The organism is Psychrobacter proteolyticus (assembly GCF_003350005.1).
GTDB classification, from domain to species: domain Bacteria; phylum Pseudomonadota; class Gammaproteobacteria; order Pseudomonadales; family Moraxellaceae; genus Psychrobacter; species Psychrobacter proteolyticus.
The window spans coordinates 69,162-93,516 of the sequence record NZ_QLKS01000005.1 but is presented as its reverse complement, the minus strand read 5'-3'; the positions used below and the strand labels follow the sequence as shown (position 1 = coordinate 93,516).

Sequence of the window (24,355 nt, the reverse complement as noted above, 5' to 3'; positions counted from 1 at the left end):
GTGTTGAACATTCTTATATGGCTTCTGCCTATATGATAATGATAGTCGAATGTTCAACACGGCCTATTATTCTAAAATCGCATTTTATATAAATTGATAACAAATAAAGAGGTCTTCATGTCTGATGCACCAGCACTCTCCATAAAAAACTTATCCAAAACCTACGACAATGGGTTTTCGGCATTGAAAGGGGTTGATTTAACGGTACCACAAGGTGGTTTCTTTGCGTTACTTGGGCCAAACGGCGCAGGCAAATCTACCATGATTGGCATTATTAGCTCATTGTTTAAGCCAACCACCGGTAGCGTTCATATTTTCGGCACAGATCTATTAGAGAACCCTTCGATTGCCAAGCAATATCTTGGTGTTGTACCGCAAGAATTTAACTTTAATATGTTCGAAAAAGTCGAAGATATCCTGATTACACAAGCGGGTTATTTTGGTATTCCGGCAAAAGAAGCCAAACCACGCGCAAAGAGACTGTTAACCGCGCTAGGATTATGGGATAAACGCGACAGCAAATCACGTGAACTATCTGGTGGTATGAAACGCCGTTTGATGATTGCCCGCGCATTGATTCATAAACCAAAGCTATTGATTCTAGATGAGCCAACGGCGGGTGTTGATATCGAGCTTCGTCGCTCGATGTGGGAATTCATGCAGCAGATTAATATCGAAGAGAACACCACTATTATTCTGACGACTCATTATCTCGAAGAAGCTGAGCAATTGTGTAAACGCATTGCGATCTTGGATCACGGTGAAATTCGTATCAATACGGAAATGAAAGAGCTACTGGCGCAGTTATCCGTAGAAACGTTTGTATTTGATTTGGATACGCCGCTCACTGAGCAGTTGGCTCTGACAGGAGTCACAGGGGTCTCGCAACCAGATGAGCAAACGCTAGAAGTTACCTTGACAGAAGGTGAGTCACTAAACGGTGTCTTTGATCAGTTGTCTGATAGAGGTATCAGTGTGGCAAGTATGCGCAATAAAGCCAACCGACTAGAAGAGTTATTTATGCGCTTGGTAGACAAAAACATTCAGAGTGCAGATAGCATGAAGGAGGCGGGATTATGAGTCAGGAACTAGTCGATCATAATAAAACAATGTCATTGAGCAAAAAGTGGATTGCATTTCGTACTATTTGGTTCAAAGAAGTGCGCCGTATTTTACGTATTTGGCCGCAGACATTACTACCACCAGTTATCACAATGAGCTTGTATTTTGTCATCTTCGGTAAAATGATTGGCTCGCGTGTGGGTGAGATGGGCGGTGTGCCATACATGCAGTTTATCGTGCCTGGTTTGATCATGATGTCGATCATTACCAACAGTTACTCTAACGTGGTCTCAAGCTTTTTTAGTGCCAAGTTCACGTCTAGTATCGAAGAGCTTCTAGTATCGCCAGTATCCAAGCATGCTATTTTGATGGGTTATATCAGTGGTGGTATCTTCCGTGGATTGGCTATCGGTGTGATTGTCTCGATAGTGGCGCTATTCTTTACCGATCTTGGTATTGAGCATTTATTTGTGACTGTATTTACGGTACTTGGCACGTCTATCTTGTTTTCATTAGGCGGCTTTATCAATGCGGTATTTGCACGCTCATTTGATGATATCTCTATCATTCCAAGCTTTGTATTGACGCCATTGACCTATCTTGGTGGTGTGTTTTACTCGATGGAGAATTTATCGCCATTTTGGCAAAATATCTCGCTACTGAACCCTATCGTTTATATGGTCAACTCATTCCGTTACGGTATTCTTGGCTACTCTGATGTCAATGTTTGGTATTCAATGGCGGCTATTTTTGTGTTCTGTGCGATATTTTATACCATCGCTTATCGCTTGCTAAGTAATGGTTCGCGCGTCCGTTTGTAGTGTGTATTATTCGCTAAGAATATTATTTAAAGCAAATTTTAAACGGTTTAATATTAGGAAGACAGATGAGTATTCACGGTATCTTGGGCGAGCAAACCACAGACTATCCAACTGAGTATAGCCCAGAGACGCTATATCCGATTGCGCGCAGCATGGGACGTGATGCGATTGGTTGGCAAGACGATAAACTAACCGTCGGTGTTGATTGGTGGCAGGCTTTTGAGATATCTTGGTTAAATCCGCAAGGTATCTCGCAAGTGGCGATTGCGCGCTTTAGTATTCCTGCTAGCTCACCATTTATCGTGGAGTCAAAATCGCTTAAATTGTATTTAAATAGCATTAATTTTACCGAGTTTGCCAGTTGGAACGACGTGCAAGCGTTGATTGCGAAAGACTTATCAGCTTGTTTGCAAACAGACGTACAGGTAGCGTTATTTGGTCTAAACGATGATTTAAATGGTAACGAGACAGCGTTATTGATTGCTCAGCCTGAGGGTGTTTGTATTGATGAAGCATTGGCAGGCAACACGGATAAAGTTGCATTAACTGAACATCCTGATGCGTCGTTGCTGAGTGAAAAAGAAGTAGGGGCTAGCGATGAAAGCGTGGCAAATGAGGGTACGCAGCCGTATACCTTTTATTCCAATTTACTGCGTAGTAATTGCCCAGTGACCAATCAACCAGATTGGGGCACTCTGGCCGTATCGATAACGACTGATAAGCCTTTTAATAATGCAAATATGCTGCGTTATATATTGAGCTTCCGTCAGCACAATGGCTTCCATGAGCAGTGTGTCGAGCAGATATTTGCTGATTTGAGCCAATACTATCAGCCAAGCGAGCTAATGGTACGGGCGTGGTATACGCGCCGCGGTGGTATTGATATCAATCCTTGCCGTGTTAGTGATATCAGTCTATTGCCAACGCCAAGCCGTTTAATCCGCCAGTAAGTTCTCGCTAAAAATACAATGTTAATAAAAATACAATATTAAATAGTTTTTAAGCCCATAAAAAAGCGCCTATCTCATTATGTGAGATAGGCGCTTTTTGTTATATAGCCTTTACTCGTAAAACTATTTACCGCTTACTTTTGCCATGACTTCTTCACGGCTCAGCATTTGTTTTTCGGCTTCACGACGATTGACGTACTCATACTTGTCTTCAGCTAAGTTACGATCAGACACGACGATACGATGCGGAATACCAATCAACTCAAGATCAGCAAACTTAACGCCTGGGCGCTCGTTACGGTCGTCCAGTAGAACGTTGATGCCTTGAGCTTTTAACTCTTCATACAGAGCGGTTGCCGTCTGCATGACCGTCTCTTCTTTAGATTTCATCGGGATGATGGCGACTTCAAAAGGAGCGATTGAATCATCAATCGTTGGCGTTTTTGGCCACATGATGCCGTTTTCATCATTGTTCTGCTCGATAGCAGCGGCGATGATACGGCTAACGCCAATACCATAACAGCCCATCATCAAAGTAACAGGTTTGCCATCTTCACCAGAAACCGTACAGTTCATCGCTTGTGAGTATTTATCACCCAACTGGAAGATATGACCGACTTCGATACCGCGTTTGATTTTCAGGCTGCCTTTGCCATCAGGAGACGGGTCGCCTTCTTGTACATTGCGCACATCAACGATGCGAGTAATGCGAGTATCACGCGCCCAGTTCATACCGATAGTATGTTTGTTCACTTCGTTCGCACCGCAGACAAAATCTGACAACGCAGCTGCCGAACGATCAACAAACACAGGCATATCTAGATTAACGCCGATATAGCCTTTATGCAGACCTGCTGCTTTTAGCTCTTCGTCAGATGCTAATGTCAATGGTACGTTGGCTTCTTCGATTTTCTCAGCTTTAATAGTGTTGAGCTGATGATCGCCGCGCAACACGATAGCAATCAGTTGTGGCTCATCATTCTCAGTATGACCATGAACGATCAAGGTTTTAACCGTCGTTTCTAACGGGATATCCAAGTGTTCAGCAACCATTTTACAGCTGGTCATGCCTTCGGTCAGAACGTCTTCACGCTCCATTTTTGGCGGTTGACGCTCAGCGGTGCTGACAGATTCTGCTAGCTCAACGTTGGCTGCATAGTCAGATGAGTCCGAAAACGCAATATCGTCTTCGCCGCTATCTGCCAATACATGGAACTCATGGGAGGCAAAACCACCGATAGAGCCTGTATCTGCTTGTACCGCACGGAAATCTAGGCCCAAGCGGGTAAAGATGCGTGTATAAGCGTCATACATATCATGGTAAGTCTTGGCCAATGAGGCTTGATCCACATGGAAAGAGTAAGCATCTTTCATGGTGAATTCACGTGCGCGCATCACACCGAAGCGTGGACGAATCTCGTCACGGAATTTACCTTGAATCTGAAAGAAAGTAATCGGTAGTTGTTTATAACTACGTAGCTCACCTTGTGCTAGATTGGTGATGACTTCTTCGTGCGTGGGACCAAGCACAAAGTCGCGATCATGACGGTCTTTGAAGCGCAATAGCTCAGGACCATAATCATCAAAACGTCCGGTCGTCTGCCAAAGTTCAGCAGGCTGAGTCATCGGCATTAGCACTTCTTGTGCGCCGACGTTTTGCATCTCTTCACGAACAATACGTTCGACCTTTTGCAAGACGCGCAGACCCATAGGCAACCAAATATACAATCCAGAAGCAATCTTGCGGATAAGACCAGCACGCACCATCAATTGGCTTGAGGCGATGTCGGCGTCACTTGGGGTTTCTTTTAGTGTGGCAAATAAAAATTGACTGGCTTTCATAAATAAAGCGTAACCTTATCAACGATAAAAAAATAAGAAATAGTAGGATGTTGAGCGTATGGCTAATCGTTTCATTGCCGCCGCAAGCTTACCTTTATCACTTAGCAATAATCTAGGGTATTTCCTAGTTACCAACCTGCTTATATATAAAGCACATCAGTAAAAACCACTCTCATAAAAGAGAGGCAAATTTGATTTGATGTATCAATATGCCAAAAATGCAATATATTCAGGTCAAAACCCTGATAAATGCTTTAAGACTGACATTTTATTCATACAATCTGACTATGTTAGGTAAAGTTCGCCTAAGACGCAATGACTTTTTGTCTTTTCAAACCGAACGTGATGCAAAGGCTTCAATAAGGGATAAATAATTGAGCTATTCGTATGATTTTATAGCGAAAGCACTGATTACTTGAGAGACAGTTTATTGAGGTGGTTGCGTAGAGGTTTATGCATAAAGTTATGTAGAGGAATGGTAGCCATTACTTGAAGTTACTGCACAATAGTCGCATTTATAGCTCAGGTATTACAGAGTTTTGATAATACAGTTAGCCTTGTAAAAACAATGCAACATTATAAAGGTAGCTTCTATGAATAATCCTGATATGAATAACGCTAATGACACTCAAAAGCCTGAGAAACGTCCTATTACGACAATGTCGTGGGTGATATTACTCATTGGCTTAGTAGCGATTGTTTTTGCTATTTATAGTGCGCAAAACAAACCAGAAGAATCGCCGATAGAAACTATTACTCGCGAAGGGGTGGTTACGCAAATTCAGCAGTTAAATCGCTTACATACCGTCGCATTCAGCGTTGATACAGTGATTACGAGCGAGCGACCTGGGAGCTGGATGAAACTGTGGCAGGATGAGCAAAAGGCATTGTTTATCGCTCATGGTCGCGTAGAAGCAGGCGTTGATCTGAGTGCACTGACACCTGAGATGGTACAAGTAGTGCAACCTGCTCAAGCTAATGAGGATGAAGAGCAAGTAGCTGACCCCAACTTTCCAGCTGCCACTATGCCGAAAATTAATATCACTTTGCCGCCCACAGAGATATTTTCAGTATATTTAGATGATATCGAGATTTATGACTGGCAGACAGGGGCTTTTGGCATGATGCAAGTTGATCCTAAGATATTGGCACAAGCACAGACCATGGCAAAAAAAGAAGTGCTAGAGCGTGCCTGCCGAGGTGATGTTATGAATATGGCACAGCAAAATGCGCAAACCCAATTGCAGCAGCTGTTTGCGCTCACGGGAGCGGTAGTGACGATTACCACTCAGGGTGCAGGTGCATGTCAATTGCCAGTCACTACCAATAGCTAGTCTGCTAGTTGCTTTTTTAAATTTAAGCTTATTTTTTAAATTCGGCGATAGCTAGCTTGCGTACTGATTTATGCTCGACCATTGGCGCAGGATAGTCGACATCGGCAAACTTACCATCTTTTGCCAATTCCTTACGCATCTTGTCTTCGTTGTGCAAGATACTGTTAGGAATGTACTTTAACTCTAGTAGCCAAGTTTTAATAAACAGAGCTTTAGGATCATGCGTATTGGCTTGGCTAAAGGGATTCATAATACGGAAGTAGGGCGCTGAGTCCGTACCTGTCGACGCGCTCCATTGCCAACCGCCGTTATTGGAGGCAAAATCGCCATCTATCAGCTGCTGCATAAAGTAACGCTCACCCAAGCGCCAATCAATCAATAAATCCTTCGTTAAAAACATCGCCGTGACCATTCGTAAGCGATTATGCATAAACCCTGTCGCATTTAGGCAACGCATTGCTGCATCTACGAGCGGAACGCCTGTTTTGCCAGTGCACCATGTCTCAAAATCATCGTTATCATATGACCAATTAACCTTAGTGTCAGTCTCTTCTTTATAAGCCTTATGACGGATCAGGTTTGGTTTTTCTACTAGCACATGACGATAAAAGTCTCGCCATGCAAGCTCGCTTATCCAGCGATTGATGTCTTCATTATCACCGTCATTGCCGTGTAGCTTCTCTTGTGCTTTGCTCGCCTGTAGATAGCAGAGTCTAGGACTGATAGAGCCTATGGTGAGGTAAGCCGATAGCTGACTGGTTGCATGCAGATGGGGGACATCACGGCTTACATCGTAATCATTGATATCATCATCGACGAATGCTTCTAGACGCTGGCAAGCGGCAGACTCACCTGCAGGATAAGCGTCTCTTGCTTGGTTAAGCTGAGCTGTCATATCGATATGCTGCAACGAGTCGTTCTTTTCTAATGTCTGCTGATAGTTACTGAGCATCTTCTCACTTAGTGCTTTGATATCGTCGATTGTATTGGCAAACGTTTGCGATGATTGTAGTTTGATTTTATAATCGCTATCCACTGCGGATGCTTCATGCATTTGGATGGTGCTGACGTCCAACGTATGTCGCCATTTTTTATAAAATGGGGTGAACACCTTATAGATACTATCGCTATCATTGGTCGTAATGCTTTGCGGTGGCAAAATGCATTGGTCATGCCAGCGGACGAACTCGATGTTGTCTTTATTAAGTTTTTTAGTTAATTGCTCATCACGGTCAATCTCATTGCCTTCGTACTCATGATTAGCCATGACGCAGCTAATTTCATTGTCATTGCACAAAGTCGTGAGGGCCTCTATACAGTCAGTAAAGCTTGGACAGAGCTGTACTGTTAAGGTGATGTTCAGTTTTGATTGTAATTCTTTTGCTATAACAGGTAGCGTGCGGGTAATGTGATCGACTTGTACAAGGGATGTATCGTGCGCTTGCCATTGCTCAGGCGTCAAAAAGAATACGGCAGATACCGAGGCGTTGTCTTCTTTTGCACGTTCACAAAGCGCTGCTAAAGCGGTATTGTCATGAATGCGCAGGTCACGACGAAACCACATCAAGTAATGCGGTGGATTTTTGCTAGTAGGATTGTCGTCAGTATCAGTATTATTAACGGCTGTCTGTGCAGTCTTAGACATCAAAGTATCCCTATATTAATCAATCGCAATCATAAACAAAACTAAGGATAAAAGTATGCTAGGATAAGTTTTTGGATGCAATGGCTTTGCCGTTTGGTTAACAAAACATCATCACATCTAACGATTTATCTTTAGCTTGAACCTATCTGATGCCGCTATAATCGGTGTCATATTCAGTACCATGAAACGCAAGGTCACAAAATGCACGTTAAGTTTTGCGGGTTTACTCAGCTTAGTGATATACAGACTGCGGCACAGTTAGGTGCAGATGCAGTGGGTTTGGTGTTCTATCCACCAAGTCCACGTGCGGTCACGATAGAGCAGGCGCAAACCCTGAGCGCTGCTGTGCCTGCTTTTGTCAGCGTGGTGGCACTGGTAGTCAATATGACCAAAGATGAGCTGATTAAATTAGCAAACAACGTCTCTTTTGATATTATCCAGTTCCATGGTGATGAAACGCCTGAACAGTGTCAACAGCTGGCAGACATGGTCAATAAACGTTGGATCAAAGCATTGCGTATCAATACAGAGCAAGACAGTCTCGATAGTGTTCGCGCCCAAATTAATCAATTTGCGACCGCAGGTGCCAGTAGTATTTTACTGGATGCTTATCATCAAGATTCATATGGCGGTACAGGGCAGCGTTTTGACTGGAGTCTCATTCCACATGACAGCGCACTGCCAATCGTTTTGGCCGGTGGACTCGATGCCGACAATGTTGCCACCACATTAGATTTGCCTATTTATGGCGTCGATGTGAGCGGTGGTATTGAGGTTGATAAAGGTAAAAAAGACGCTGCCAAAATGCGTGCCTTTATGAAAGCGGTTAAGCGCGATCGATGGCAAAACGCTACGGTCACTGGCGCCATCTAAGTAGGTTTGTATCAAGCTATTCGCTATACGTAATCTGCTTAGTTGATCGTTATTCCGACTTTTCTGCTTGAATCTGATTAGATTATTATCCCTTTTATTATTTTCTCTCTATTTATCTAAAGTTATCCAAAAAATACCACTTATTACAGTAGGAATTATCATGAGTCATGTCGAGAACAAAGATTTATCTGCTACCGCACAGTCTGTTAATACTTTTACCAATCCTGAAAATGTACAGGACTTTAACCAGTATCCTGATGCGCGCGGTCATTTCGGTGTACATGGGGGACGTTTTGTCTCTGAGACGCTAATGGCTGCTCTAGAAGAGCTAGAGACGCTTTATACCAAAGTCAAAGCAGATCCAGCATTCTGGGAAGAGTATCATAACGATTTGGTCAATTATGTCGGTCGTCCAACGCCGCTTTATCATGCTAAGCGTTTGAGCGATGAGATTGGCGGTGCGCAAATTTACTTCAAGCGTGAAGATCTAAACCATACAGGCGCGCATAAAGTAAATAACACCATCGGACAAGCACTGCTTGCCAAAATGTGTGGTAAAAAACGTATCATCGCTGAGACTGGTGCAGGACAGCATGGCGTAGCGACGGCAACGATTGCTGCACGCTTAGGGCTAGAGTGTATTGTCTATATGGGTGCTGACGATGTCGAGCGTCAAAAGATGAACGTCTATCGTATGCGCTTACTTGGTGCAACAGTTGTGCCAGTCACTTCTGGCTCACGCACTCTCAAAGACGCAATGAATGAAGCGATGCGTGACTGGGTGACCAATGTGGATAGCACCTATTACATTATCGGTACTGTAGCAGGCCCGCATCCTTATCCGCTATTGGTTCGTGATTTCCAAGCGATCATTGGCAAAGAAGCACGCATTCAGCATCTAGAGAAAACAGGTAAAATGCCTGATGCATTGGTTGCCTGTGTTGGCGGTGGCTCAAACGCTATTGGTTTGTTCTTTGACTTCTTGAACGATACTGAAGTCAAGATGTATGGTGTTGAAGCAACAGGTGATGGTATCGAGTCAGGTCGTCATTCAGCACCATTAGCGGCTGGTCGTATCGGCGTGCTACATGGTAACCGTACTTACCTCATGGCAGATGATGATGGCCAGATTCAAGAGACGCATTCTATCTCAGCGGGTCTTGATTATCCTGGTGTCGGTCCAGAGCATAGCTTCTTAAAAGACATGAAGCGTGTTGAGTATGTCGGCTGTACTGACAAAGAAGCGTTAGAAGGCTTCCATGAGGCAACGCGCAAAGAAGGCATCATCCCTGCGCTTGAAACTGCTCATGCTGTCGCTTATGCATTGAAACTGGCTAAAACCATGACTCCTGATCAGACGATTATCGTTAATATGTCAGGTCGCGGTGACAAGGATCTGCATTCAGTGATGAAAGCAGAAGGGATTGAGTTGTAAAAGGACGTTTTTTTGAGTACAGATATGGTTGACTTGGTAAACTTAATAAACGATAGATTTATTAAGTTTACAAGGGAGCAGGTTTTTTCTAAAGAAACCAATGGCTTTCTAGGCTTTGCCCAACAAAAATTTAAGCTGAACGCAAAAAATGACTGGAACGAAATTATTGCTTCTGAGGATATCTTAGAAGACTCTAATGAGGCCTTGAAAAGTTTTCTGAAGTTTGGTTTATCAGGTCCTACCAAATACAACGATTTGGGTGAGAAATATCTGAGATTATATGGAGTTTTGAATGCTGTTTACCAACAGCAACAAGCTATGTTACATATATTCAAGTTATTTAATTGCCCAAACCCAAAATCTATAAAACAAGAGTTTAATAACTTATCAATAACTCAAGCTCGTCACAAACTAGGTGCTCATAGTATTAACTATACTGTACAAGGTGATTCTGAAACTGAAATGTTTGTACCTGTTAGAGTACAGTTCAATGATTATGAGCTAACATATTTTAATCATAAGAATGATGAAAGCAGTAAGATTGATCTGAAATTGACTCTTGAAGAGCATAGTAGATTAATCTGTAAGACTTATTTACTTATAGCTAATAAAGTTATTAAAACAGTTTATAAAGGTAATACTGTTAAACAAGAACAGGTACTTACGAGTTTTAATGAGTTAGAAATGGTTATGAATGGAGCACTGTTGATCAAAGGTCAAGACGGTAATACTGTCATTAACATCAAATTTGAATAATAATTTGTCTGAATAGATAGACAACTAAAGAGAATACTATGACCAGAATTGAAAGTACTTTTGAGAACTTAAAATCACAAAATAAAAAAGCCCTGATTCCTTATGTGATGGCAGGCGATCCTAATCCGACCACTACGGTAGGTCTGTTGCATGACTTAGTGAAACACGGCGCCGATATGATCGAAGTCGGTTTACCATTCTCTGATCCAATGGCCGATGGCCCAACTGTAGCGTTGGCTGGTGAGCGTGCATTAGCAGCAGGTACGAGTACTCGTGATGCATTGAAGATGGTTGCAGAGTTCCGTCAAACAGATACGCAAACGCCAATTATCCTAATGGGCTATCTTAATCCTGTTGAAATCATCGGCTATGACAACTTTGTCGCGCTATGCGAGCAGTCAGGCGTTGATGGTTTATTGATGGTAGATTTGCCACCAGCAGAAGCGGGCAGCTTCACTCAGCATTTGACCGATCATTCGATGAATGAGATTTTCTTGCTATCACCAACCACTTTACCTGAGCGCCGTGAGCAAGTATTGACTCATTGTGGCGGCTATATTTATTATGTATCACTAAAAGGTGTGACTGGTTCAGCCACGCTAGATACTGACGATGTAGCAACTCAAGTACAAGCAATCAAAGCAGAAACAGACTTGCCAGTATGCGTCGGCTTTGGTATCCGTGATGGTGCTTCTGCAAAAGCGATCGGTACTCATGCAGATGGCGTTATCGTCGGTAGTGCCTTGGTACAGAATTTTGCCGATATTGATGCCAACGATACCGCTGCAGTTGCAAATGCACAGCAGAACATCATGGCAAAAATGGATGAGCTACGTGAAGCGTTAGACAGCTTAAGCGCTTAATAGCTATTGCTTTCATATTGTTGTTACTTGAAGAGATAGTTACTTGAAGAGATAGTTACTTGAAGAGATAGTTACTTGAAGAGATAGTTATTTGAAATGGCAAAGTCAAATCGAAGCTATTGTTTACCTAAAGACTTTACTCAAATGCTTTACGTGAAGACAATACTAAATGACTTTGCTAAAATTAGTTTACGAGTGTAAACTAACATCACTATTATATGGTGTCTGATAGCAGTGATTTATTTGTCATTTTGATTGGCAAATACATTATCTATCAACAAGCGCATAATCAAATTACCGACATGCGAGATTTATTTATCAGTATGTCGTATGATTACTCATGTTATGACGGTATTAGACGCTTTGTTTAGACAACCATTAAACTCTCAATGACAAGCGAATGAGCAAACTTGTCAATAAGCCTTTTATGATGGCAAATAATATGACTGATACAATAACAAAACCCGATAACAATACTGCTAAAGCCGTGCCAAACAGCAATACGGATAGGCAGTCATGGTTTAATCGTCCTATCCCAGGTATCAAGCAGCACCTGACTGCGCCACTGTCTGCGGTAGAGACTGAGCCGTCAACTAAGTGTAGTAATTGTCATTCGATGATTACCAACACAGCGCTGATTTTTAACTGTTATGTTTGCCCGCATTGTGATCATCATTTACCGATGAGTGCTCGTGAGCGCTTGAATTGGTTACTTGATCAGGTAGACGGTGAGACAGGACAAGAATTTACGGCAAAAGATCCATTGAGCTTTGTGGATAGTAAGCCATACCCTGCACGTATGAGTGAAGCACAAGAAAAAACAGGTGAGACTGAGGCGTTGGTTGCTATGTATGGCAAACTGCGTAACCTTGATATCGTCGCCTGTGCTTTTGACTTCCGCTTTATGGGTGGGTCAATGGGTTCAGTCGTTGGCGATCGTTTTGTCCAAGCAGCTGAAAAAGCGCTAGAGCAAAAAGTGCCTTTGGTTTGCTTTGCTGCTTCTGGCGGTGCACGTATGCAAGAAGGCCTGCTATCGTTGATGCAAATGGCACGTACGGCAGCAGCGATTGAGCGTTTAAGAATCGCTGGGATTCCTTATATCGTGGTATTAACCAATCCTGTGTACGGCGGTGTAACTGCATCACTGGCGATGTTGGGTGATATCCATCTAGCAGAACCAAAAGCGATGATTGGCTTTGCTGGTAAGCGTGTGATCGAGCAGACTGTACGTGAGACGTTAGAAGAGCCATTCCAGCGCGCTGAGTTCTTATTAGAGCATGGTGTGGTGGATGAAGTGGTACATCGTCATCAGCTAATTGATACGATTTATCGTCTACTTGCAAAACTATGCCGCGTGCCAAATGTAGATGCTCAGTAAAATGAGATGCTCGATAAGGTAAATGACTCAGCATAATGAATCATTTATTGAGTGCATAATGACTTAGCTGCGTGCTAACATCTACTGCATATGCAAGACCCCTAATAGCATTTATCGTCATTGCACGGTAAGTGCTATTTTTGGTTTTAGCTAGCACATATATTTTTATCTCTTATTAAATTTTATATAGGTTTTATTCATGTCTGACCTTTTAGCATCTGACCTTCGCAGCCCCAACGCCCATAGTCCTAATGAAAGTGCTAGCCTAACTGAGTGGCTCGATTATATGCAGCAGATTCATGTATCTGCAATCGATATGGGATTGTCACGTGTGTTGCCTGTCGCAGAAGCGTTAGGCGTGGTGCAGTCAGCTAAAGATGACGCTTATGTATTTACTGTGGCAGGCACCAATGGCAAAGGCTCTACAACCGCTGTCATCGCCGAAATGTGTAAAGCCGCAGGTTATAAGACGGCACTATATCAGTCGCCACATCTGAGCGTTTTCAACGAGCGTGTACGTATCAATGGCGAGATGGTCAGCGATCAGACGCTGATTGAGGCTTTTAGCAAAGTAGAGGCGGCACGTTTACAGTGCGAGTTGACGTTGTCGTTCTTTGAGATGACCACACTAGCAGCGCTATTGATATTCGCTGAGGCAGATTGTGACGTGTGGGTATTAGAAGTAGGGTTGGGTGGACGCCTAGATGTGGTCAATATTATTGATCCTGACATGGCGGTCATCACCAATATCGGTATCGATCACGTTGACTGGTTGGGTGACAATGTCGAGGATATTGGCCGCGAGAAAGCAGGTATTTTGCGCAAAGGCATTCCTCTGATTTACGGTGCTACTAAGATGCCAGCTAGCGTGCAACAAGCCATCGATACCCAGCAGGCAACTTGTTATCAGATTGGACAAGATTTTAGCTACCGCGATATTGATGCAACGACTTGGCAATACAGTAATGCGGCGGTTACCTTACAATTACCACGTCCTGCGTTATCGTTAACTAACACGGCCAATGCCTTATCCGCAGTATTAGCAAGTCCATTAGATATCGATATCAATGCCATTGAGCAAGCGTTACAAACTGTCAAACTGGCAGGTCGTTTCGATTATCGTGAGAGCCATAGCCGCCATTGGTTATTTGATGTGGCGCATAATGAGCAAGGCGTTGAGTTCTTATTAGCGCAGCTATTACCATTTTGGCAACAACATGTAGCCAAGCAAAGTAATCAAGATAGCTCAGCGGATATCCCTACACCAAAGATAAAAATGCTATTTTCTATGTTAGGTGATAAAGATATTGATAAGGTTGTGCAGCGCTTAACTCAAGCAGGCTTACCGATTAGTGACTGGTTTATCGCTGAGATTGATTACCCTCGTGCCGCGACTACTGAGCAGCTGCAAGATGTTTTGGTTAAATACGTCGATATCACCAATATATATGCGTTCGATGGTTTGCATACAGCGACCCATGCAGTGATAGAGGCGAGCCAACCGCAAGACCTTATCGTCGTATGTGGCTCGTTTCATACGATTGGGGAAGCGTTAAGTGCCCTTAGCGTATGATAATTTAAGTTAAAGTAGTGCCTGTTTAATGTTAATCTTAGTCGTAGCCTGATAGCAGACAGTATGAAAAATATGCTTTATAATCAAAATGATTTGCCAGACTGGTAGAAGACGGTCGGCACAAATTTTGAACTCTGATGGCATTAACTGACAGTAACTGGCGGTAAGAGATTATGATTAAAGCGATTTGATATACTGCTTTGAGATAGTCGCTGCGCCGCTCAATCAACCTTATTACCAACTAAGAGACGTAAACGGATGAACTTTTCGAGACAAGCCTTATTGGGCATTGGGATGATTATCGGCGGTAGCGTGATGCTATACGCCATGGTGCAACAGATTGGTGACAGTAACCAGCAACAACCAACGTCGGCGATGATAGAGAAGCCAAGTGCTGAGCAAGAAGCTTCACAGCCGCTCACAACTGATATCGAAACTGAAAAACGTATCCTTGCGCAAAAGCAAAAAGAGCGTGCAGCCCGCGTTGCAGAGCAAGAAAAACGTGCAAAAGAGTTTTTGACAGAGCAAGAAATGGCTGAAGCAGAAGCATTGGCTAAGGCACGTGCCGAAAGCCAGCAGTATGTAAAAAATATTGCTGCGCCGAATGAACAGAGTAATAGTTCAGAAGACGCAAAAGGTGTGGAAAAAAGTGTCAAAAGCAAGGAAGTGCAAGATGCTCAGAAATTGGTTAAAGCAGCCGATGATGCGTTGAAAGAGGCTAAAGCAAAAAATCAGGCAGATGCTGAAAAGCAACAAATGGAAGCAAAACAAGAAAAAGCCGATGCTGAAAAACTAGCAGAAAATAAAAAAGAAGCAGAAGCAAAGAGGCAGGCAGCAGCTGAGAGGAAAAAAGAGACAGCAGAAACGGCTAAAACTGAACCACCAAAATCGTCTTCTGAGTACCAAATCAAAAGAGGTGATGGACTGATCAAACTGGCCAAGCAGTATAATATGCCTGTTGAAGTATTGGCTCAAGCCAACAACCTATCACCATCTGCAGCACTACAACTCGGTCAGAGTATCACCATCCCATCGATTACACAGGTACAGCGTTTAGAGCGTGAAGCGGCTGCCGCTGAACAAGCGAGAGAGAAGAAGCGTCAACAAGAAGAAGCACTCGCGAAGAAATCTGCCGACGCTAAACGTGAAGCGCAGCAAAAATTGAGTGAAGCACGTAGAGAAGTCAAAGAAACAGACGCTCAGGGTAGCTTTGGGGTGCAAGTGGCTCTAGCAAACGACCAAGCTAAAGCGGATGAGTTAGCGAAAAAATTCCGAGCAGCAGGTTATCAAGTCAAGACCAGTGCCACTAGTCGTGGAGTACGTGTCGTGGTTGGGCCTGAACGCGGCAAAGTCGCAGCATTGGCACTAAAAGATAAAATCAATAGTGATCCTAAGGTAAATACGACCAGCGCTTGGGTGCTTTACTGGCGTTAAGCTAGAGCGTTTCTAACGGTCTCGATTCGGCTTTTATCGACTTTATATAAAAACACGACAAATACTGTCGTGTTTTTTGTTTTATAGATTGCTGATTGGCGCCGCCTTGGTTAAGATGAGCGCCATTTTTATAATCCGTTGTTGTATAACCTGTCAGCCTATATAGGTTGCCTTGCCGTGATTGGCTCATTATTCATTGCTATCAATAATGAAATTAGCCCATCACTCTCATATTGTATAAGGTAGAACCATGACGTTTGGTGTTATATTTCTAATATTGGCCGTTGGCTTTTTAGGGCTGATTACGTTACCGAAGTTATTAGCAAAGCGCCCTGTCGTTGAGCTTGATCCAAAACCTGTGCGCGGTGATGAGCTAGCAATCTGGCCATTTGCGCCGATGCCAATCATGACTGATACGGAAGTGATATTTTTTAATAAGTTAAAAAATGCGCTGCCGGAGTATCACATATTTGTCCAAGTGCAGCTGTCACGAATTATTGAAGCCAATAGTAGTGAGACATCAGAACGTAGCTTTTGGTTCAATCGTATCTGTCGCCAGAGCGTTGACTATGTGATTGTGGATGTCGATGCTCAGACTACATTGGTGGCTATCGAGCTTGATGACTGGACGCATAGTAGCAAAGCCCGTCAAAAAGCGGATGATAAAAAAGATAAGGCACTTGCCAGTGCAGGTATTGCGATGGTGCGCTTCCACGCTGAGCGTATGCCGAGTGCTGATATGCTTAGATATGAGCTAATGCAAGTGATTGAGAGCTATTAAGCATTCTGTGACAGCTGTCCGATTATTAAGGCTAAAACATTATCCAAGCAGTTTCATCTTAAAAGTTTAGGTTAGCTAAATTTATTCATCGATTTGGTCTGACTGCCTCGGATAAATAACGATTGGTCGATTACCTTCAAAATATAAACCTGTCTTAGGTAGCTCGCTATCTGACCAAACTATCGGCTGCTGATGACCATTATAAGCATTTCGCTCATCATAAAAGTCGCGCTTGGTGAACCACTCAATATAATGTGCGGCTCGCAAAGCTGTAGTGTCAATCGTTGCAAGACTTGCCATGTCTCTTTTATCACACCACTCATGCATCGGAAAGCTCGGCGTTAGCCAATATGGCCAGTCATAATCACCGCAACCAGTTGTGTTAATCGGTAAAAAGAATCGCCCTTTGATCACGCCATAACGCTTATCGATTTTTACCTGTCCATGATTTTCCGTATCTACCCACACCGCTCGAAACTGCTTGGTTTGCATGTGTGTCATTTTGCGCTGTAGATTATCATTGGAATTAATCCCAACCCAGTTCACAGGTTCAAAAGGTGCTGATCCCATAAAAAACTTAATGGCTAGCTCCCAATGTTCAACCAGCTGTTCTGCATGGTTATACAAAATCAAATCAAGCTCGCCAGTCGTCTGCTTACCATTATAGAGCTGCACATTGCTAGCCAGTGTCTCATATGGATGCAGCTTGCGCGCAAATCCATCCTCTAACCAAAATGACAGTAACCCTTCAAAATGAAAGCCCAGCCGATTGGGACTTGGGCGCTTAAGTAAGTAACGAGTCAACTCTTGATAGGCGGTAGTGGTGTCTAGCTCTGCTAATCGTTGCTCATACGCCTCAAACTGCGTCTGCCAAAATTGTGCGCTATGCACGGCAACGGTATGTGTGTTCTGATGCGATGCAAAGTCTAGCCACTGCGTCAAAACATTGGGGCACGCCAGTACATAAGCTAAATCACGTACATAGGGTCGGCGGTATGACTCCCAAGGAGCGTTATCTATGAGGTGGTTAGATGTGGGCTGATTGACAGGCTCGGGCATAGGATAAACCAGTGTAAAGGTGTAGCATTTACCCTAACGGCTCGCTCTATAAAAGTCTATAGGACACGAGTATCGGCTAGGGTTGAAGTGATTAGATCAGGATAATAAAAAATTAATTTCATTTGGTTTTGAGGGCATTAAATCTAAAATATCTATCTTTAACGATTAACTGAGTAATTTGGATAAGGGGGCTGTGCAGTAATGATTTAATAGTGGTCAGCATCAGAAAAACGATAACAGCTATAGGTTTTCACTTTCTTTTTTCTATTTTAGTGCTAGTCTTTCAAATTCCTCACCAATTTTAGGATTATTTTCTAAACTTCTTAATTGAGCAAGCCATGGAGACATAAACTCATAATCTTTTATCAATATCCCTCTATATACACTTCTGTATATTTTTTCATCTAAAGCCTTCTCTCGTATACCTGTAGATATAAATTCATATTGGTTTAATACAGTCATTATATGTCTATTATCTTCACGTCTAGAAACAGGGTTATCATTCAACTGTGTCGTCAAATCTGCTTTTTCTACTCTAAGTTTTGCAAAGTTGTCTCGCATATTTTGATAATTCGAATCGGAATTCTGTGCTAGCATCAGGTCAATAGTAGCTCTTTGACTAGATGTTTTTTCATGAGATCTAAATGCTAGGTAAGCGAAGAAAGCAGAAAGTCCAATTAGAGTTGTTTGAACCCAAAAAGCTAGATTAGTACCTAAAAAACAGTTTAAACAATTGATATTGTCTACTATATAGTTCATGAGTATATGAGATAGAAATAGGAGCATCAGTACTGATACTATCATAGGAAGATTTTGTTTGAAGCTGTTGAACATAGTTTGTTGACTAAACATTAATATGCCTACTATTTTATGCACATAAGTTAGATTAACTTAATTAGGTCTATGATTATTGCTGAACTATTATCTTTGTACAATATAATAAAGTAAGAACACTTAACAGGAATTGTTGATGATCTATTTTTTAAGAAATCTATAGTTCAGGATTTAGAACAGCACAAAAAAAAGCCAACCATTGAAAACAATGATTGGCTTTTCTTATTACTGCTATGTTTGGTCGGAACGGCAGGATTTGAACCTGCGACCACTACACCCCCAGTGTAGTGCGCTACCAGACTGCGCTACGCCCCGAGTGACTGACTATTTTACGCAAAATTATGTATATTGCAAGGGCTATTTATAGCAGCCAAACTCTACAATATTATTCTGCCTAGCATAGTCAGTATAATCGCTTAGCAGCCAATGTTAACCCAATAATTCTTTTAGAATTTGGTTCACTTGCTGTGGGTTAGCACTACCGCGACTGGCTTTCATGACCTGACCGACCAGACCGTTAAAGGCTTTTTCTTTACCACCGCGATACTCTTCGACCATCGCTTCATTTTTTGCGATGACTTCTTCGACCATCGCTTTGATAGCACCAGTATCGGTTTCTTGCTTGAGGCCTTTGTCTTTGATGATTTTATCTGCTGCATCATCGCCATCACCGCCTTCGCACTCATATAGAGCACTAAAGACTTTTTTAGCCAGTTTGCCAGATAGCGTGTCATCTTTAATACGCTTGAGCATGCCAGCCAATTGTTTGGCGCTGATAGGGGAGTCGATGATATCGGTGTCATCTTTGTTCAGGGCGCCAAGCAAGTCGCCCATGACCCAGTTGCCAGCCATTTTGGCATCTTGCTGACCGATTTCAGCCACTACATCTTCGAAATAGTCAGCAATTTGACGACTACCAGTCAAGATACGAGCATCGTATTCTGACAGACCTAGCGCTTCTTCAAAGCGTGCGCGACGTGCTACAGGTAGCTCAGGCATCGCCGCTTTGATCGCATCAACCGTATGCTGCTCGATAAGGACAGGTAGCAGGTCAGGATCAGGGAAGTAGCGATAGTCGTTGGCGTCTTCTTTGGTACGCATGGTACGCGTTTCATCACGCTCTGGATCATATAGCATCGTTGCTTGTACGACTTTGCCGCCATTTTCTAAGATATCGATTTGACGTTCGATTTCACGATTGATAGCACGTTCGATAAAGCGGAACGAGTTTAGGTTCTTTAGCTCAGTACGCGTACCGAGATCAGCACCTGGCTTGCGCACAGAGACGTTACAGTCACAGCGGAATGAGCCTTCGGCCATCACTGCGTCTGAGATACCTAGCCAAGTAACTAGCTGATGGATAGCTTTGATGTAGGCAAGTGCTTCGTGAGCAGAGCGCATGTCTGGCTCAGAGACGATTTCGATCAGTGGCGTACCAGCACGGTTGAGATCGACACCCGTCATACCATCGACTGCGTCATGTACAGATTTACCAGCATCTTCTTCTAGATGCGCGCGGGTGATACCCATACGTTTCGGATATTCGTTCTTTTCGCCTTCGTTGACGACGACATCGATGTAGCCTTCACCCACGATAGGATTGGCCATCTGAGTGATTTGATAGCCTTTAGGTAGGTCAGGGTAAAAGTAGTTTTTACGGTCAAACGTATTAAACAGACCCAGCTCAGCATTGACACCGATACCGAATTTTAATGCGCGATCGACCACACCAGCATTTAGCACTGGTAATACGCCAGGCAAACCTAGATCGACGATACTTGCTTGGCTGTTTGGCTCATGACCAAAGTCAGTCGGCGCACTTGAGAAAATCTTACTTTCCGTATTTAGCTGGCAGTGAATCTCGATACCGATGACCACTTCATAGCCATCGACAAATAGCTCTTTACGCACGGCGTGTTCACGGACGGCATTGTTATCAGTAGTAACTGTACTCATTATACCGTCTCCTTTGCGATGGTAGAGTGTTGTAGGTGATGATCAGTATGCTGCTGGAATAAATGCGCAGTCGTGAGCAGCTGACTCTCTTGCCAGTGCTTACCGATTAATTGCAAGCCAATAGGTAGGCCTTCTGTCGTCAAACCAACTGGCTGGCTGAGGGCAGGTAGACCCGCTAGGTTGACTGCGATGGTATAAACGTCACCTAAATACATCGTTGCAGGATCTAGGTCTTCACTGAGCTTATAAGCCGCAGTCGGTGCAGTTGGGCTAGCAATCACATCACAGCTAGCAAAGGCTTCATCGAAGTCTTTAACGATTAAGCGGCGAATCTTCTGTGCCTTAGTATAGTAAGCATCAAAGTAGCCAGCCGATAGCGCATAAGTCCCTGTCAAGATACGGCGCTGTACTTCAGGGCCAAAGCCTTCAGAGCGTGAACGTGTATATAGATCAATCAGATCCGTTGGGTTCTCACAGCGATAACCAAAACGTACGCCATCGAAGCGTGAAAGGTTCGATGATGCTTCGGCAGGCGCTAGCATATAGTAAGTGGCAAGCGTGATTTCAGGATCAGTGATGTTTACTTCTACAATCGTTGCGCCTAGCTCTTCGTATTTCTTGAGCGCGGCACGTGCTGCTTGCTCGACTTCGCTATCAAGCCCTGTGCCGAAGTATTCTTTGGCCACACCAATACGCAAGCCAGTAAATGGCTTATCACCAGCAGCGGCTTCTGCATCATTGATGTCTTGTACGTAGTCAGGCATCTCGTACTTGATAGAAGTGGCATCGCGTGGATCATGACCAATCATTGGTTGGAGCAGATAGGCGCAATCTTTAGCGCTGCGTCCCATGCTACCAGCTTGATCTAGACTTGAGGCGTAGGCAATCATACCAAAGCGTGACACACGGCCATAAGTAGGCTTGATACCTGTTAGGCCGCAGAATGAGGCAGGCTGACGAATAGAGCCACCTGTATCACTACCGGTAGCAACAGGGACAAAACCAGCGGCAACGGCGGCAGCACTACCACCTGACGAGCCACCAGGGACGCGCTCTAGGTTCCAAGGGTTCTGTACCGTACCATAGTAAGAGCTACTGTTGTCTGAGCCCATCGCAAACTCATCCATATTGAGCTTACCTAAGCTAATCATGCCTGCTTTATCGATGTTAGAGACGATGGTCGCGTCATATGGTGAGACAAAGTTATGCAGCATCTTTGAGCCACAAGTAGTCAGTACGCCTTGGGTACAAAAGATGTCTTTATGCGCCATTGGTACGCCAAGTAGCGGACGCTGATCGCCTTGTGCACGCATCTCGTCTGCCGCTTTAGCTTGTGCGCGTGCTGTCTCAGAGGTATAAGTGATAAAGCTATTGATCTTGCTGTCTAGCGCATCGATACGCTTGATGTAGTGTTCGGTTAATTCGGCGCTGCTAAATTGTTTGTTTTGCAAGCCAGTAATGAGCTGCTCGGTACTTAATAAATGAAGTTCAGACATAAGGTGTCGTCCGTCAAAATGTTAATAGCATAAAATAAAATGAGATAATGGCAAATGCGTGGTTGTGTTATTCATCCACTATTATTCAATCACCTGAGGCACTAGATATAAGCCTTCTTCTACGGCAGGCGCGACTGACTGATTACGCTCACGATTGATGTCGTGTTTTGCCACATCAGCACGTAACTCTTGGCAAGCTTCATGGATATTGGCTAGTGGCTTGATGTCTGTGGTATCAACGTTAGATAGCGTATTCATCAGTTTTAATACTTTACTGATATCATCAGCGTAGCTATCGGCTGTACTTTCATCGACACCTAAGCGGGCAAGGTTGGCAACTTCTAGGATTTCTTCACGGCTGACGTTGCTGTCAGACGTTGCTGGCTGCTGAGACATAGTTTCTCCAGTTAAGGACAGTTTTTGTTAGAGTAGTTGATTACGAAAACGAAAATACGTAAGCGCTAAAGATAGAAACAACTAAAATAGAAATAAATAGTAAGTGGGCTTATTATAAAGCATCTGACTCAAGTTTACAGAGCATGACGCTTGATTGATGCACAATCTCAACCAAGAGGCTGAATTGACAACGAGGTGGTATTAAGTACGATATAGTATTAGTTAAGCAATAATGCCAATTAAGACACAATGATTTACAGAGAATTGCAAAACTAACCCCCTAATTCATCATTGTTCCTCAATTGCTCTCCAATTAGCTTCTAAAATACGTTACAGTATGCATCTGCTATCAAGCAAAACATTCATCTGCCTGTAGAGCCTTGTTAGTTATCAGATTAAATGATGTTTCATTGAATTGAATGATATGCACTACTATTTCAAACTTTGTAACAACTTTTGGCGTCTAAGACAAAAATCCTTACTTACTGATGCAAATATCTATGTTTTTTTTGAGCTAAATCGGTATAATTTAGCTCAGTTTTTTCATTTCATCATTATCGTTTGGATTTTGACTTGTTGGGTTGATTAACTGTTGCCACAAGTAATGTTTAACGACGACCTGCTTAACACTGACGAGTAACACCTCAGTCAATCTCATTCGCCTCATTCGTAAGACGCTGGATATATTAGTCATGAACCTGTTTGGATTTTTATCAAATAATATCGCTATCGACCTCGGTACTGCGAACACCCTAATTTTTATTCCTAATAAAGGCGTCGTGCTTGACGAGCCTACGGTGGTTGCGTTACGAAGCAATCGTACTCAAAACCCGACCGTCGCCGCTGTTGGTATCGATGCCAAGCAGATGCTAGGTCGTACGCCTGCGAACATCACAGCGATTCGCCCGTTAAAAGACGGTGTCATTGCCGATTTTGAAGTGACGCAAAAAATGCTTAAGCACTTTATCGCTAAAGTAAAAGCCAAGCGTTTTATGGCACAGCCTAATGTTGTGGTTTGTGTACCATGCAAGTCTACTCTAGTTGAGCGCAAGGCGATTCGTGAAGCAGTGTCATCAGCAGGTGCGAGCAAAGTACTATTGCTAGAAGAGCCGATGGCTGCTGCTATCGGTGCTGGTATGCCAGTTCATGAAGCCAGTGGTTCTATGGTGGTTGACATCGGTGGTGGTACAACTGAGATTGCTGTTATCGCCCTATCTGGTTGCGTATATGCTGAGTCTATTCGTATCGGTGGCGATATGTTTGATGAAGCGATCATTACTCATGTACGCCGCACGCATGGTTGTGTCATCGGTGAGACAACCGCTGAGCGCATCAAAAAAGAAGTCGGTTCTGCATTGAATGAAGACAGCCAACTAGAAGTAGAAGTTCGTGGTCGTAGCATGGCAGAAGGTGTACCAAAGACCTTTACTGTCAATTCAGAAGAAGTGCAAAAAGCGTTGACTGATCCATTGAGCGGTATTGTTAGCGCTGTAAAAGTAGCACTTGAGCAGACTCCGCCAGAGTTGTCATCAGATATCGCTGAGCGTGGCATTGTATTGACAGGTGGCGGCGCACTATTACGTGACTTAGACAAACTTATCTCACAAGAGACCGGTTTGCCAGTGACGGTAGCAGAAGACCCACTAACTTGTGTTAGCCGCGGTGGTGGTATTGCCCTTGATTTCATTAATAATAAAAGCTTGAATATGATTTTTGTCTAGCGCATCTTAGTGTAGCATGGCTTTACTATTCTCCTATCCATTATGCTTGATGATCATTGTCATAAAATAGCGAGTCAAAAAAGGTATAACATTAAAGGTAGCCGATTGTGCTACCTTTAATTGCATTCATTTATGCTAGAACCCCA

General features: G+C 43.3%; 21 protein-coding genes and 1 tRNA gene. 13 read left to right on the top strand and 9 right to left on the bottom strand.

Features of this window, described 5'->3' with window-relative positions; translation table 11 throughout:
• Positions 1-117: 117 nt before the first annotated feature.
• The 3 genes from DXK30_RS10925 (at position 118) to queF (ending at position 2,833) form a co-directional block, all read left to right on the top strand.
• Positions 118-1,080 carry an ABC transporter ATP-binding protein gene (locus DXK30_RS10925; protein ID WP_114701706.1) on the top strand — a complete coding sequence of 321 codons (963 nt, stop codon included), beginning with the start codon at positions 118-120 and terminating at the stop codon, positions 1,078-1,080.
• A gap of 29 nt (positions 1,081-1,109) precedes the next feature.
• A complete protein-coding gene (locus DXK30_RS10920) occupies positions 1,110-1,883 on the top strand; it encodes an ABC transporter permease (protein ID WP_057762348.1) in 774 nt (257 codons plus the stop codon).
• Positions 1,884-1,948: 65 nt separating this feature from the next.
• Positions 1,949-2,833, top strand: a complete 885-nt coding sequence (gene queF, locus DXK30_RS10915; RefSeq protein ID WP_114701705.1) for an NADPH-dependent 7-cyano-7-deazaguanine reductase QueF — start codon at positions 1,949-1,951, stop codon at positions 2,831-2,833.
• 123 nt (positions 2,834-2,956) lie between these two features.
• Here queF and DXK30_RS10910 read toward each other — a convergent pair whose 3' ends face one another.
• The gene (locus tag DXK30_RS10910) at positions 2,957-4,675 is read right to left on the bottom strand and encodes a proline--tRNA ligase (RefSeq protein ID WP_114701704.1); all 1,719 of its coding nucleotides are present in this window, start codon (positions 4,673-4,675) and stop codon (positions 2,957-2,959) included.
• Positions 4,676-5,268: 593 nt separating this feature from the next.
• Here DXK30_RS10910 and DXK30_RS10905 point away from each other — a divergent pair.
• Positions 5,269-6,009: a DUF4230 domain-containing protein gene (locus tag DXK30_RS10905; protein ID WP_114701703.1), complete on the top strand. Its 741-nt coding sequence runs from the start codon at positions 5,269-5,271 to the stop codon at positions 6,007-6,009.
• A gap of 28 nt (positions 6,010-6,037) precedes the next feature.
• On the opposite strand, the gene DXK30_RS10900 is transcribed toward DXK30_RS10905, so the two are convergent.
• Positions 6,038-7,654 carry a cryptochrome/photolyase family protein gene (locus DXK30_RS10900; RefSeq protein WP_114701702.1) on the bottom strand — a complete coding sequence of 539 codons (1,617 nt, stop codon included), beginning with the start codon at positions 7,652-7,654 and terminating at the stop codon, positions 6,038-6,040.
• Between the two features lie 171 nt (positions 7,655-7,825).
• Between DXK30_RS10900 and DXK30_RS10895 the strand changes: the two genes are divergently transcribed.
• The 8 genes from DXK30_RS10895 (at position 7,826) to DXK30_RS10855 (ending at position 16,747) form a co-directional block, all read left to right on the top strand.
• On the top strand, positions 7,826-8,527 hold the full coding sequence (locus tag DXK30_RS10895) for a phosphoribosylanthranilate isomerase (protein ID WP_265089074.1): 702 nt from the start codon (positions 7,826-7,828) through the stop codon (positions 8,525-8,527).
• A 160-nt stretch (positions 8,528-8,687) separates the two neighbouring features.
• Positions 8,688-9,962 (top strand): tryptophan synthase subunit beta, encoded by a 1,275-nt coding sequence (trpB, locus tag DXK30_RS10890; protein ID WP_057758619.1) that lies wholly within the window; start codon positions 8,688-8,690, stop codon positions 9,960-9,962.
• A 12-nt stretch (positions 9,963-9,974) separates the two neighbouring features.
• On the top strand, positions 9,975-10,718 hold the full coding sequence (locus DXK30_RS10885) for a hypothetical protein (RefSeq protein WP_162799531.1): 744 nt from the start codon (positions 9,975-9,977) through the stop codon (positions 10,716-10,718).
• Positions 10,719-10,756: 38 nt separating this feature from the next.
• Positions 10,757-11,581: a tryptophan synthase subunit alpha gene (gene trpA, locus DXK30_RS10880; RefSeq protein ID WP_114701699.1), complete on the top strand. Its 825-nt coding sequence runs from the start codon at positions 10,757-10,759 to the stop codon at positions 11,579-11,581.
• A gap of 430 nt (positions 11,582-12,011) precedes the next feature.
• A complete protein-coding gene (gene accD / locus DXK30_RS10875; protein ID WP_201508137.1) occupies positions 12,012-12,959 on the top strand; it encodes an acetyl-CoA carboxylase, carboxyltransferase subunit beta in 948 nt (315 codons plus the stop codon).
• A gap of 199 nt (positions 12,960-13,158) precedes the next feature.
• Complete coding sequence (gene folC, locus DXK30_RS10870) at positions 13,159-14,532, top strand: bifunctional tetrahydrofolate synthase/dihydrofolate synthase (RefSeq protein WP_114701698.1); 1,374 nt, start codon at positions 13,159-13,161, stop codon at positions 14,530-14,532.
• Positions 14,533-14,790: 258 nt separating this feature from the next.
• Entirely contained in the window at positions 14,791-15,966 is a 1,176-nt protein-coding gene (locus DXK30_RS10865; protein ID WP_114701697.1) for an SPOR domain-containing protein, read from the top strand.
• A gap of 250 nt (positions 15,967-16,216) precedes the next feature.
• Positions 16,217-16,747 carry a DUF2726 domain-containing protein gene (locus DXK30_RS10855; protein ID WP_114701695.1) on the top strand — a complete coding sequence of 177 codons (531 nt, stop codon included), beginning with the start codon at positions 16,217-16,219 and terminating at the stop codon, positions 16,745-16,747.
• A gap of 81 nt (positions 16,748-16,828) precedes the next feature.
• Here the strand turns inward: DXK30_RS10855 and DXK30_RS10850 are convergent, their stop codons facing one another.
• The 7 genes from DXK30_RS10850 to DXK30_RS12885 form a co-directional block, all read right to left on the bottom strand.
• Positions 16,829-17,806, bottom strand: coding sequence for a DUF1853 family protein (locus DXK30_RS10850; RefSeq protein ID WP_114701694.1), 978 nt, complete (start codon positions 17,804-17,806; stop codon positions 16,829-16,831).
• A 264-nt stretch (positions 17,807-18,070) separates the two neighbouring features.
• A complete protein-coding gene (locus DXK30_RS10845; RefSeq protein WP_114701693.1) occupies positions 18,071-18,658 on the bottom strand; it encodes a DUF4760 domain-containing protein in 588 nt (195 codons plus the stop codon).
• 220 nt (positions 18,659-18,878) lie between these two features.
• Positions 18,879-18,955: transfer RNA gene (locus tag DXK30_RS10840), tRNA-Pro, on the bottom strand.
• Positions 18,956-19,069: 114 nt separating this feature from the next.
• Positions 19,070-20,596, bottom strand: coding sequence for an Asp-tRNA(Asn)/Glu-tRNA(Gln) amidotransferase subunit GatB (gene gatB, locus DXK30_RS10835; RefSeq protein ID WP_114701692.1), 1,527 nt, complete (start codon positions 20,594-20,596; stop codon positions 19,070-19,072).
• Positions 20,596-22,092 carry an Asp-tRNA(Asn)/Glu-tRNA(Gln) amidotransferase subunit GatA gene (gene gatA, locus DXK30_RS10830; RefSeq protein ID WP_114701691.1) on the bottom strand — a complete coding sequence of 499 codons (1,497 nt, stop codon included), beginning with the start codon at positions 22,090-22,092 and terminating at the stop codon, positions 20,596-20,598. Before gatA ends, gatB begins: the two co-directional genes overlap by 1 nt.
• Before the next feature lie 81 nt (positions 22,093-22,173).
• Complete coding sequence (gene gatC / locus DXK30_RS10825; RefSeq protein ID WP_057758683.1) at positions 22,174-22,488, bottom strand: Asp-tRNA(Asn)/Glu-tRNA(Gln) amidotransferase subunit GatC; 315 nt, start codon at positions 22,486-22,488, stop codon at positions 22,174-22,176.
• A gap of 529 nt (positions 22,489-23,017) precedes the next feature.
• Positions 23,018-23,146: a hypothetical protein gene (locus tag DXK30_RS12885; RefSeq protein WP_265089073.1), complete on the bottom strand. Its 129-nt coding sequence runs from the start codon at positions 23,144-23,146 to the stop codon at positions 23,018-23,020.
• 25 nt (positions 23,147-23,171) lie between these two features.
• On the opposite strand from DXK30_RS12885, the gene DXK30_RS10820 reads away from it, so the two are divergent.
• Entirely contained in the window at positions 23,172-24,209 is a 1,038-nt protein-coding gene (locus tag DXK30_RS10820) for a rod shape-determining protein (RefSeq protein ID WP_057758685.1), read from the top strand.
• Positions 24,210-24,355: the final 146 nt, after the last annotated feature.